Source organism: Rhizobium flavescens (assembly GCF_011319365.1).
The window spans coordinates 1-12,612 of sequence record NZ_WXZP01000013.1; the positions used below are offsets into that span (position 1 = coordinate 1).

At 61.4% G+C, this 12,612-nt stretch carries 10 protein-coding genes; all 10 read right to left on the reverse strand.

The annotated features are described in order from the left end of the window. The coding region (locus tag GTU70_RS01085; protein ID WP_166096925.1) for an ABC transporter substrate-binding protein at positions 1 to 1,157 on the reverse strand (1,157 nt) is incomplete at its 3' end. A 15-nt stretch (positions 1,158 to 1,172) separates the two neighbouring features. Continuing rightward, positions 1,173 to 3,071 (reverse strand): branched-chain amino acid ABC transporter ATP-binding protein/permease, encoded by a 1,899-nt coding sequence (locus GTU70_RS01090; RefSeq protein ID WP_166096926.1) that lies wholly within the window; start codon positions 3,069 to 3,071, stop codon positions 1,173 to 1,175. Between the two features lie 13 nt (positions 3,072 to 3,084). Beyond that, on the reverse strand, positions 3,085 to 3,957 hold the full coding sequence (locus GTU70_RS01095; RefSeq protein WP_166096928.1) for a branched-chain amino acid ABC transporter permease: 873 nt from the start codon (positions 3,955 to 3,957) through the stop codon (positions 3,085 to 3,087). 515 nt (positions 3,958 to 4,472) lie between these two features. After that, a complete protein-coding gene (locus tag GTU70_RS01100; RefSeq protein ID WP_166096929.1) occupies positions 4,473 to 5,495 on the reverse strand; it encodes an ABC transporter permease in 1,023 nt (340 codons plus the stop codon). Next, complete coding sequence (locus tag GTU70_RS01105; RefSeq protein ID WP_166096931.1) at positions 5,492 to 7,018, reverse strand: sugar ABC transporter ATP-binding protein; 1,527 nt, start codon at positions 7,016 to 7,018, stop codon at positions 5,492 to 5,494. The genes GTU70_RS01100 and GTU70_RS01105 overlap by 4 nt, the downstream gene beginning before the upstream one ends. After that, the gene (locus GTU70_RS01110; protein ID WP_166096932.1) at positions 7,015 to 8,079 is read right to left on the reverse strand and encodes an ABC transporter permease; all 1,065 of its coding nucleotides are present in this window, start codon (positions 8,077 to 8,079) and stop codon (positions 7,015 to 7,017) included. The genes GTU70_RS01105 and GTU70_RS01110 overlap by 4 nt, the downstream gene beginning before the upstream one ends. 45 nt (positions 8,080 to 8,124) lie before the next feature. Then, positions 8,125 to 9,276, reverse strand: a complete 1,152-nt coding sequence (locus GTU70_RS01115) for a sugar ABC transporter substrate-binding protein (protein ID WP_166096934.1) — start codon at positions 9,274 to 9,276, stop codon at positions 8,125 to 8,127. A 369-nt stretch (positions 9,277 to 9,645) separates the two neighbouring features. Then, entirely contained in the window at positions 9,646 to 11,166 is a 1,521-nt protein-coding gene (gene pepD / locus GTU70_RS01120) for a beta-Ala-His dipeptidase (RefSeq protein ID WP_166096935.1), read from the reverse strand. A gap of 299 nt (positions 11,167 to 11,465) precedes the next feature. Continuing rightward, on the reverse strand, positions 11,466 to 11,738 hold the full coding sequence (locus tag GTU70_RS01125; RefSeq protein ID WP_235914677.1) for a tetracycline resistance protein: 273 nt from the start codon (positions 11,736 to 11,738) through the stop codon (positions 11,466 to 11,468). Positions 11,739 to 12,029: 291 nt separating this feature from the next. Then, a partial coding sequence (locus tag GTU70_RS01130; protein ID WP_235914678.1) for an aminopeptidase P family N-terminal domain-containing protein occupies positions 12,030 to 12,612 on the reverse strand: 583 nt, incomplete at its 5' end.

The window sequence follows — 12,612 nt, forward strand, 5'->3', positions numbered from 1 at the left end:
TAGAACTTGACGACAGTCAACAGGTTGGGCTGGCCGTTCTTGATCTCGATGATGTTGGTCTGGTGATTGCAGTCGCCGTTCTGCTCGCATTTGTAATGCGCAAGAACGCCCTGCCGGTCGATCTTGCCGAAGGCTTCCCGCACCTTCTTGGCATCGGTGCTGCCGGCCATGTTGATCGCTTCGGCGGCCAGTTTGGCGCTGTCGTAATAGGTCGCGGCATAGAGTTCCGGCAGTTCGCCATACTTCTTCTGGAACTTCTCGACGAAAGCCTTGACGTTCGGATCGGGGTTTGCCGGCAGGAAGTCGGTGGCGCTGATGACGCCTTCGCCGGTCGGACCCGCCAGGTTGATGAAGGCCGGCTGGCTGAGCGAGGTGCTGCCGGCGAACTTGAAGTTGAGGCCGAACTGACGAGCTTGGCGAACGATCAGCGCGGACTCGTTGTCATGCGTCCACATGATGACAAGTTCCGCGCCGGCCGAACTCAGGCGCGAAAGCTGAGCGGAAAAGTCCGTGTCGCCGGCATTGTGGCTTTCATTGGCGACCGGTGTGATGCCCTTGTCCTTCAAGGCGGCGACGACACGCTCGGCTCCGCCCTTGCCGAAGTCGTCGTGGATGGAGATGACGCCGATCTTGGTGGTCTTGAGGTGTTCCAGCGCATAGGCCACCAGCGCCTGCGCCTGGAGATTGTCGTTGCCACGGATACGGATGACGAAATCGCAGCCCTGCTGCGTTACCGGCACGCCGCTGGCGCCGGTGATCGAGATCATCGAGCCATCGCAATAGGTCTTCATCGTGGCGAGTTGAGCGACCGAGAAATGGGGGCCGAGAACGACGGGCACCTTGCCGACTTCCTTCAGCTTGCTCATCGCGTTGATGGCCGCATTCGGATTGTCCGCCTGGTCGTCCTCGAAGCTGACCGACAACGGCTGACCGAGAACGCCGCCTTCGGCGTTGATTTCCTCGACTGCCATGTCCACGCCCTGTTTGAAATACTTGCCGAGCAATGCCCGCGGGCCGGTCATCGGGGCCGAGGCGCCGATGGTCACGTCAGCGGCGACGGCCGCCGTCGCCATGCTGCCGAGGGCGATCAATCCGGCCAGAAGCGTCGGTGCGAAATTCTTCCTCATGCTTGTCTTCTCCTCTTGTTGCGCCTGCATCTTCCCCACCGGGCGTCAGGTCGCACTCTCCACGATCTTAGGCCTGCGCTTGCGCTCGACCTTTCCTCCCAGATAGGCGTCGATCACAACCGGATCGCGTGCCACGCTTTGGGCAGAGCCCTCGGCGATCTTGTCTCCCAGGTTGAGCACCACGATGCGGTCGCACATGCTGACGACAAGCTTGACGCGGTGCTCCACCACCAGGATCGTCATCCCCTGGTTCCTGAGCTGTTTCAGGATTTCGGCCAGTTCCATGATCAGGCCGCCGCGCAGGCCGGCGCCCGGCTCATCGAGAAGCAGCAGCTTCGGCCTGCTGACGATGGCGCGGGCCAGCTCGACGAGACGGCTCTGTCCGAAGGAAAGATCGCTGGCGCGCCGCGCCGCGAGATGGCGGATGCCCATCAGGTCCAACGCCTTGAGCGCCTCCTCGCGCGCCAGTTCCTCGTCCGAGCGGGCCAGCGCCGTGCCGATCGCGCCCGTCAGGATGCGGGCACGCCGCGTCGCCGGATGGCAGATCATCACGTTTTCCAGGACCGTCATCGTGTTCCAGACGCGGACGTTCTGGAAGATGCGCGCCACGCCGGCGGCATGAACGTCCCAGGCCGGCAACCCGGAGATCGCCTGGCCATCGAGGGAGATGCGGCCGGACGAAACCCCGACAATGCCTGAGCACGCGTTGATCATCGTTGACTTGCCGGACCCGTTCGGCCCGATGAGGCCAAGGATCTCGCCCCGATTGACGGTGAAGGACACATCCTTCAGCGCAACGAGTCCGCCAAAGGACTTCGAAACGTTGTCGACCACCAGCAGGGGGCCGGCGGCAGGACGGATCCGAGCCGCCTCGGATTGCTCCCGCTCGGCCTGCAGCCGCGCCGCCACGGCGATCGCACGCTTCTCTTCCTGTTCGACGCTTTCCTCGCTGGAGCTGTCCTCGGCCCTTGCATCGGCGATCGCATCGCCTTCCTCGCCGGGAAGCCAGGGCGCCAGCAACCAGTCGGCGATGATGCCGAGCCCGCGTGGCACGGTCAGAAGAATGACCACGACGCCGAGGCCGAAGATCGCCAGATAATAGGTCTGAAGATCGCGCAGCGCTTCGGGCAATCCGACCACGACGAGCGCGCCGAGGAAGGTGCCGCCGATCGAACCCAGGCCGCCGATGACGACCATCAGCAGCATCTTGATGCTTTCGAAAACCAGGAAATTGTTGGGCGAAATGAAGCCGAAGACCAGCACGAAGGCTGCGCCGGCGATGGCGCCATAGAGACTGCACAGCGAGAAGGACAGAACCCGCACCCACCGCGAATTGACGCCCATGGATTCGGCGGCGAGATCGTCGTCACGGATCGATCGCATCTGGCGGCCGAATGCGGTGCGGTAGATGCGCAGCGCAACCGCATAGGCCAGCACCGTCAGCAGGAAAACCGGAATGTAGAGCTGCTGCGAGAGACCGCCGCCCATGAACGGAAGGCTGAGCGTCGGGATGTCGCGCAGACCAAACGGTCCGCCGGTCAGCCAGGATTCGTTCAAGACGACCAGGCGGAATATCTCGTTGAGGCCAAGCGTGGTGATGGCCAGATAGTGCCCCTTGATGCGGGTGCTGACCAGGCCGAGGGCCGCGCCGAGAAAGCCGGTTGCAACCACCGCGACCGGCAGCGCGATCCACCAGGGGAGCGCGAGCCCGGTCATGATCAGGCCGGCCGTATAGGCGCCGAAGCCCATGAAGGCCGCCTGCCCCAGAACCACCATGCCGGTGATGCCGGTGGCAATCGTCACGCCTAGCGCGGCAATGGAATAGATGAAAGCGAGGTTGAGAACCTGCAATGCATAGCCGTTGACACCGATGAAGGGCGGCAGCAACAGGCCAATGAGGATGACGGCCAGAATGACCTTGCGCACGCGCATGGATACGTTCATCGCAGGCTTCTCCTCAGGCGCGATCGGCGTTTGCTTCGGGGATCAGGCCTTCCGGACGGACCAGAAGGAAGGCGAGAAGTACGATGAAGGCAATGGCGTCCTTGTAGGTGGACGAGATCAGGAACGCGGCGACGTTCTCGCCCAGCCCGAGAATCAATCCGCCGATGATCGCGCCGGGAACGCTGCCGAAACCGCCGATGATCATGGCGACGAAGCCCTTGAGGCCGACAAGCGTGCCCAGTTCGGTGGTCACGAAGAACATCGGCGCGAGAAGAATGCCGCCGAGCGCCGACAGAACGCTCGCATAGGCGAAGGTGCCGGCCAGAACCCAATTGACGGAGATGCCCATGAGCGCTGCCGTTTCGCGGTCCTGCGCAACCGCACGCATGACCTTGCCGATCATCGTATAACGCAACACGAGATACTGGAGCGCCATGATGACGAGAACGACCGCGAAGACCAGGATCTGCTGCTTGGAAATGCTGATCGCGCCGAAATTCAGCGTGTCGAAACCGAACGGGCCGGGATAGAGCAGCGGCTCGGGACCGTAAATGATGCGGGCGGTTTCCTTGAGGAAAAGTCCGAAGCCGACGGTGGCGATGATGGCAACGATGGTACGCTGCTTCTGAAGACGCGAAAACACGATGCGCGAAAAGGCGGCACCAAGGCAGGCCATCGCGAGCATGGCCAGCGGGGCCGCAATATAGAAAGGAAGACCCATTCGGGTGACGAATGTGGCGACGAAAACGAACGCGCCGAAGGTCAGGAACTCGCCGGCCGCAAAGTTCACGATGTTCATCGTTTTCCAGACGAAGGCGTAACCAAGAGCCACAAGCGCATAAATGGCGCCCATCGCCAGCCCGCTCACCACGACCTGCCCTAGCATGAATTCTCCTCTCCAGTATGCTGCGAATTCCGATAGCGCGCGCCAGCCGCGCACCTACAGGCGCCAAAACTGACAAATCGATTACAAATCCCGCTATTCGGAATTTAATCTCCCATAATTGGAATTCATAAAGGGAGATCGGAAAGCTGTCAACGAACTCGGCTGTTTTGCCAAGTCTGATTTTCTCTTCGAAACCATTTTTTTGGCAAAATATCCCGCATAGCGGGATTATATCCGTCGTTATGACGCGTTGTCGGGGATGATTCCCGAGACGTTCAACAGTGCGCAGGTGCGAATAGCGAAAGGCAAGCTCAGCCTGCTTACGGCTGCCTCACGCAATCGCCTTGCCCTCACGTCGATCCGGCAAATGTCCGGAACTGGCATGCTGAAAACCGCCGAAACGGAGTTTCGGCGGCTTATAAACTATCTTGCTTTTGCGGAGTTGTCCGGCGCCGGAGCGATCCCGCTTCGGGTGGAAAGGCTTCGGTCTGCGTGGCCCGTTGGCGGGCTGGCGCTTACTTGATCACGGCATCACGGGTCCGGGCTGTCGTCAGCGCCACCACAAGAATGATGAAAATGCCGTACACCAGGCTTTGGGCTTCTGCCCCGGCACCGATGGCCTGGATGGCGATCGGCACGAATGCCACGGTCAGTGCCCCGAAGACGACGTTGATCGGATTGGTCAGGCCGCCGGAAATCGAGGTTCCGCCGACCAGCGCCGCGGCGATACCCGGCAGGAGCAGATTGCTTCCCAGGCCGCTCGTCGACGCGGACCCTGCCTGCGCCACGATGCTCAGCCCTGCCAGACCGCCGGTGAAACCCGAAATGGCGAAGGTCACGATCTTCACCAACCGATTGGGCACCGCCGAGAAGATGGCGCCGGTTTCGTTCTTCCCGACCGCCGTCATGTTTTGTCCCAACACGGTGAATCGCAGCACGAACCAGTAGAGAACGGCGACCGCAACCCCGATCCAGAAGGTCAGCGGCGCATTGGCGAGTTTGTAGGTGTAGAACATCGTCACCAGTTCGCGGTTCTCGCTCACATAGATCGTCTCGGCACCGCTCGCGACCAGGGCAGCCGTTTGCAGGATGCCGAGGGTTCCGAGCGTCAGGGCGAAGGAGGGCACCTGTGTGTAGGCCACGATGGCGCCGTTGATCGCGCCGATCAGCGTGAGAAGCAGAAGAATGGCAAGAAGCGAACCTATCCCGAGCGACGGCAGGGCAAGCGCCAGCAGGATGGAGCCGAGAAGGCTGATCGCCGCGTTCGACAGATCGATCGATCCGATGTTCAAGACCATTGCCTGCCCCAGCGCCACCAGCAAAATCGGAGCGGCCGACGCTGTCACGATGGAAATGCCGAGCGGGCCGAGATAGGCGGAATTCAGAACGGAGACCGTCAGCAGCATCGCCAGAAAAACCAGAAGCGGCGACATGGTGTGCCAGGATGCCATCTCTCGAAGCTTTGCAGGCAGGTTCATCGTCCCCTCCGCGCGGAATGCGTTTGCTGCCTGCGTGGGATAATCGGTTCTGTCGGTCATACCATTTCCGCCATGATGTCTTGGATTGCCGGAGTGCCCTGGACCGTGAGGTCATGGCGCGCGGAGAGTTCCCCATCCCGCATCACGAGAATTTCGTCAGCCATCTCGAGGGCCTCCTCGATCGTGTCGGGTATCATGATCACTGCCGCGCCCTCGTCGCAGGCGCGCCGGATCTGATGATTGACCGCTTGGGAGGCGCCGACGTCGAGGCCGCGAAGCGGATGATCCAGAATGAGCACCTTCAGGTCGGGCGATGTCAGCCACTTGGCCAGGACGACCTTCTGCTGGTTTCCGCCCGAGAACTGCGACAAGGGAAGGTCGATGTTGTTGGGTTTCACATCCAGACGGTCGAACCAGGTCTGCGCGAGGCGCGCCAGTCTGCCCGGGCTGAGAAAATGCCCGGTTTTCAACGCATCATGATGCACCAGCGCCACGTTGCGCGCCGCCGAAAAGCCGCCGATCATACCCTCCGTTTTCCTTTCGGCAGGCACGTAAGCCAAGCCGGCCGCGACCGCGCGCCCGATGGACCAGCCGGAAACCGGCTTGCCGTTCACCTCGATGGTTCCCCTGTCATGGGCCTCGGCGCCGAAGAGCGACCTGGCAAGGGCGCCGCGGCCGGAACCGTTGGTCCCCATCAGCGCAACGATGCGCCCGCGATGAGCCGAGAACGAGATATCCTTGAACCGACCCTTCCGGCTCAGCCCCCGCACCGAGATGGCCGGATTGCCGGATGCCCGCGGGCGAGACCGGCTTCGATGCGGCGCAATCGCGACATCGTCGACCATCGAGCTGAAAAGATCGTCCTTGGTGATGTCCCGGGTCAGCCGGTCGCTGACCAGCTTGCCGCTGCGCATCACCACGACCCGGTCGCAGATCCGCAGGATCTCATCCAGCCGGTGAGAGACGAAGATCACGCTGGCGAACCGGCGCAGGTTGCGAATTTCGCGCTCCAGCACCTCGGTTTCCGCCTGTTCCAGCACGGCCGTCGGCTCGTCCAGGATGACAAGCGGCGTCACGCCGGCGCCGGGATCGACGCAGACGGCCCGGGCGATCTCGACCATCTGACGGTCGACGAACGACAAATCGCCGACGATTGCCTTGGGACTGAGCTTGACGCCGATCTTGTCGAGAACGGCTGCGGCTTCCCTGTTGAGGCGCGACCAGTCCTGGATGCCGAAGCGACTGAGACCGCGGCGATTGGAGTTCTGCTTGTCGATGTTTTCCGCGACGGTCAGGTTCGTGAACAGGGATTGCTCCTGATGCACCACGCCGACGCCCGCCTTGAACGCATCGTTGGGGCCGCGGAAATTCACTCGCTTTCCGTTGATCTCGATCTGGCCGCTGTCCGGCCGCTCGATTCCGGCGAGGATTTTCAGCAGTGTCGATTTGCCCGCGCCGTTTTCGCCGACGAGGCCGACAACCTCGCCACGCCTGATCTCCAGGGAAACCGAATTGACCGCCTTGATCGTGCCGAAGGATCGGCTGATGTCGGTGAGCTTCAGAACTGCAGGATGCTCGGTCATTTCGCCACCTTCAGACGACTGCGCTCCGGCCAGGCGACCGCGACGATCGCGACGATCAGGATGGCACCGAAGACGCCCGATTGATAATCCGGGTTGATGCCTGCCAGCACCAGACCGTTGTTGAGGATGATGAGCAGGAAGACGCCGAGCGTCGACCGCATCATGCCGCCTTCACCGCCGCTGAGCGCCGTGCCGCCGATGACAGCCGCCGGAATGACCGTGAAAAGCTGGCCATTGCCGATGTCGGGCGATCCGGAACCCAACTGCATCGTGGCGAGGATGCCGGCGAGCGCGCTGAGCAGTCCCGCGAGGCCAAAGACGGAGACCTTCATCAGCGACACCGGCAGGCCGCTGCTGCGGGCGATCAGTTCGTTGTTTCCGATGGCCAGTATGCCCCGGCCCAGATGGGTGAACTGCATGACCAGCGCCCCCGCGACCGCCACGAAGGCCGCCAGCCAGAAGGAATTGGGAAGTCCCAGGGTCAAGCGCGTCGGCCAGCGCGCCAGCGCTTCGTCCGTGAGGCTGGGCAGCATGCCGTTGCCATAGAGAATGATGCCGATGCCGAGCCCGACATACCAGGTTCCCAGCGTCACCACGAAAGACGGCACGCGCAGCTTTGCATAAATTACGCCCGTTGCCAGACCGAGCAGAAGCCCCAGCCCCAGGGCGGCGACCCAGGCCCAGATGCCGAGGTCGATCTCCAGCCGCGTATTCGGCGACAGCAGGATCCAGGTCATGCCCGCCGCGCCCATGACGCCTTGGGCGGAAAGATCGATGGACCCCATGAGAATGACCATGCTGGTCCCGACCAGGATGATCAGCGGCACCGAGACCTGAAACAGAACATTCTGCAGGTTTTCAACGCTCGCGAACCTCGGATTGAGAACCGAGAAGAGAAGAATGAGGACGGCGATGGACGCGATCAATCCGATCGGGCCTTTCCAGATTTTCGATAGATGATCCTGCATGGCGCTGGTCCCGTTGGCTGGATCGGCAGGCAGATCGCCGATCCCAAGATCTGACAGTGAGGCCCCTCGATCCGGTTTTCGGGGCCGGTCCATCGGCCGGATGCGTCTGCCCGGCCGATGTCTTGCAAGACAGGCGGATCAGAACTCGCCCTGCTCGTTCGAACCGCCGCCGACAAGCGGCATCGGTTCGGTGTTCCAGGGGCCGTTCTTGACAAGGCGCTCGACAAACTGCTTGGGCGCATCGGGCTCGTCGTATTGCAGATATTGCTGGTAGTTGCTGGGCGTGACGCAGCTGAGCTTGAAAAGGCTTTCGCGCTTTTCGGGCGGCAATGTGCTCGGCACCACCTCGCCGGTTGCCGCAAGATAGGCCGTATAGAGGCCGACCGCAGAGGCCATGTAGCCCCGATGGAAGGTTTCGCCGACGATTGCGTTGCCACCGCGACCCGACTTGATATCCTCCAGCGTCTTCGGATAAAGGCCGTCGGAGGCGAATTTCACCTTGTCCAGAAGGCCGGCGTTTTCGAAGGACTGCATCGCACCGATCTGCATGCCGTCGTCCGCGCTCCATACGCCGTTGATCTGGCTTCCATATTTGACGATCAGATCCTTGGCGTTGCGGGCGGCGAGCTGCGGATCCCAGTTCGACGGGCGCTCGTCGAGGATCTTGATGTTCGGGTATTTCTCCTTCATCTCCGTCTTGAACCCGGCAACGCGGGTCTTGCTGGTGGTGCTGTCCTGCACGCCGGGGAACATCACGACGCTGCCCTTTCCGCCAAGGGCGTCGCCGATCGCCTTCGCACCGCAACGACCGGATTCAACTCCGGGAATCTTCTGGAAGGCCACGAAGTTGTCGCCGACGCTCTGCGGCTTATAGTCCGTCGGCTTGTTCCACCAGATCGTGACGTAGCCGCCTGCCTGCTTCACGGCGTCGACGATCGTCGGCGCGTCGGAGCTGGCGACGGTGTTCACGAACATGATCACCTTCTTGCCGCTTGCCAGGATGGACAGGATGGATGAGATCTCGGTCTGGGAGGAATTGTTGGAGTTGACGACCTCGAGCGGGATTTCCAGCTTCTCCGACAGCGCTTTCGCACCTTCGATATTCGAAATCATATAGGGATTGGTGGTGTTGATGACGGACACGACCATCACCATGTCCTTCTTGTCGACGGTCGCCGCCGTCGCCGGAGCGATTGCGGCGATATATGCAAGGCCGCCCGTCAAGGCCGAGGCCAGCAGCATCTTCAGGCGTTTGTTGTGTTCGGGCAGAAGTCGGTCGAATATGCGCATGGTGTATTTCTCCTTATTGACACCAGTCGTTAACCATTCCCGTGCGTGGGTTTTCGAACAAATGTCCGGACATCGTCGCCAGGGAGGTCCGGAAGCTTGGAGCCGCACGCAATGCCCGCCGCCTTGACGGGGCCGGTGCTGCCCTCAAAATGAAGTCCTTGCGCGCCTGGACACGGCGGCGCCTCGGTGCGCCGCCCGGCGACAGGCCCCCGGTCTTTCCGTCATGTCATCCGGCGCCCGGCGGCAGTGTCCCGATAACCAACGGCATTTCCCCTGAATTTACGGACAAGTTCGCTCCTCCCGTGCCCGTCGGGGCATAGGCGCTGCACTCTTGTTGTCTGTGGGGCCACCGGTCGCGATGGCCGGCATTCAATGATCGAGATGCTTCATCACGTCCTTGATCAGCGGCCACACGCGGGCAGCGGACGTGTGATCCATGCTCTCCTTGGGAGAGTGGAGATCGTAGAGATTCGTGCCGATGCCGATCGTGTCGAGGCCGTCGATCCGCTGGGTGAACATGCCCAGTTCCAGGCTGCACACCGACACCAGAACATCCGGAGCCCGGCCCATGACGCGCTCGTAGCTCTGCCTGGCAATTTCCAGCATCCGCGAATGGCGGTTCCAAGGGAATTCCGGTGCATCAAGCCCGATCTGCTCGGCGCTGACCCCCTCGCCCGCAAGGTCGGCAAGCAGCACGATCTGATCGAGGACAGCATGCTTTCGCGAGGTGACGGCGCTGGTGATCGTGCAGACGATCTCGATCGCGGCCGATTTGGTCACCATCAGGCCGATGTTGTTGGACGTCTCCCAATTGCCCGGCACTTCGAGATTTTGCGTCTGCACCCCGTTCGGCAGCAAGGCGATGATGCGCACGAGCCTGGACGTCGCATGCGCGGAAAGAACACGGTCGATCTGCTGCTGCGTGCGTCGCGTCTCGATCCTCAGATCAGGGTCGGCAAAACGGAATTCGTTCTTCAGAACCGCGGTCAGCTTGGCGATGGCCGCCTCGACGGCGTCGATCTGGTCATGTCTCACCCAAAGGAGCAGATCCCCGTCGGCGGGAATGACGTTGTTCTGGACACCACCGGAAACCGTCGCCACCCGGACTGCGGCCACCTGCATCGCCGCCCTCAGCAGCCTGCCGACCAGAACGATGGCATTGGCGCGATCGAAATGAATGTCGAATTCGCAATGTCCGCCCTTCAGGCCCCGGATGGAAACGGAAAGCGGGGAATGCCCGGCCGCCGGCGTCTCCCACTCAGGGTCGATACGGATCCGGCAGGACACGTCCCCTGAACATCCCGCCAGCAATTGTCTTTCGTCGATCCAGTTAAAATCGATCATCCGCTTGCCGGTGAGGAGGGTCACGTCGACGCCGTCGCCGCCGACCTTGCCCATTTCCTCCATGGCGGTCATGACGCATTCCAGCGGCGGATGCGGGATGTCCGTGGAATCCAGCAGCGCCAGCATATAGGCGATGCCCAGGCCGTTGTCCGCTCCGAGCGTGGTTCCTTCGGCGCGGATGAAATTACCGTCGAGCTTCAGCCGCACGCCGCCATTGGCGAAATCATGCGCGTAGCCTTCATCGATCTTGCACACCATATCGAGGTGGCCGTGCAGGATCACGGCCGGCGCATTCTCGTATCCTGGCGTGCCCGGTTTCCTTACGATGATATTCTGAAGCGCGTCCCGGTGATATCGCAGGCCGCGCTGCTCGGCGAATTCCGCAATGTAATCCGTCGCCTGTTTTTCATGCTGCGAGCATCGGTGCTTGCTACTCAGCTCCTCGAAGTAAAACATCACCTCGCGAGGCTCGACATTCTCCAGTACCCGCATCCATTCCTCCCAAGATTCGTAAGGCACTGTCGGGATGAAGGGCATTCCCTCCATATGGCTGACACCATTCCCGGCCGCCGCTCGCTCTCGCACATGCTCCCCTCCATGGAACATCCGCGACTGCCGCACCAGCCTCAGAACCAAATGTTCATTGTCATTTCATTTGTATCAAAAATAACGGAGGTTTCAATCGGAAAAGATGCCGCGTCGCAGCATAAGCCGGTCAGGCAATGAAAATTTTTCCTTATAGGGCCTATATTTCTTGATTTTTTGTAATTGCAGCAGATTTTCAATCAAAAAAATGAAGCAAATGGTCAGGCATCCAATCTATTGCCACAAAAATCGATGCCACATCAGCCGGAGCGACGATCCAACGCCTGCACCCCCGCAACCTGCGGACGGGCCAACGCGACCGACAGGCATAACAGATGGCAGGCTGCGCCCAGCACCGAGACCCGCCCCGGAAAGACATCGGACGACGCGAAATAGACGGTGCTGATCGCCAGCGGACCGACGATCGACGCCAGGCTCGCCATGCTGGACAGCAGCCCCTGCATGCGCCCCTGATGTTCGTCGTCGACCCCTCCTGTCACCAGCGATTGCAGTGCGGGCGCGCCTCCCGCCAAGGCAGAAGAGCGGCATCAGCAGGAAGACCATCCAGCCCCGCGTCAGTAAGGAGATGCCGCGGCCGCCGACTTTCCCCTGACCGGTCGTGCCCTCGCGCATTACAGGCAAGGCGGCCACGAACTGTTCTTCGAAGCCGGATTGACGATGCTGATCGACGGCGCCGCGATGCGACTGGAAAGAACGCAGCGGTGACGACGGCTCTCGGTGCTGCGCGTCCTCCGATAAGCCGTGCTCATGTCGACATGACACCTACTTATTTGCGTCGCCGCATGTCGCAACATAGGTTTTCCTCATAGCCCGCATCCAAGACGGGCAGCGCGACGGGTATGTGACATCTGTCTCCAGAGAGGAATCGCCGCACCCTCTTTGATGAGGACGATTTCTTCGGCCGACTTGATCGTGCGCAGCCACATGGTCGGCGAACCGATATCGACGAATTCGACGTTTGGAAACGCCTCTTCCAGCAGCCGGCGCAGATCGAGGTTCACCTGGTCGAACTCGATGCCGATGCGCGAGGCCTTGGGCAGGAGCTGCTGCAGGGCATGGAAGAAATTGTCGCGCTGCCAGTCGGTATAGGTGATGTTGTCGCCGAAGGTGCGGCGCCAGGGCTGCCCGGCATCGATGCCGGCGGAGACCGACGTCGCCTTTTCCGGCGTGATGACGAAGGCATAGCGCCGCCCGAAGGAGCAATAGAGGAAGTCGGAGAAATAGCAGATATTGTGATAGGAGGTGAGGATCGCCGCATCGAGCTTCAGCTCCTCCAGGATACGGCGCATGGCGTTCTGCCGCCGCTCCATCTCGCCCGCCGAGAAGGTCGGCTGCACCTTCTCGCCATTGTGCATCTCCTGCAGCCTGAGAAGCTGGTTGGGCATT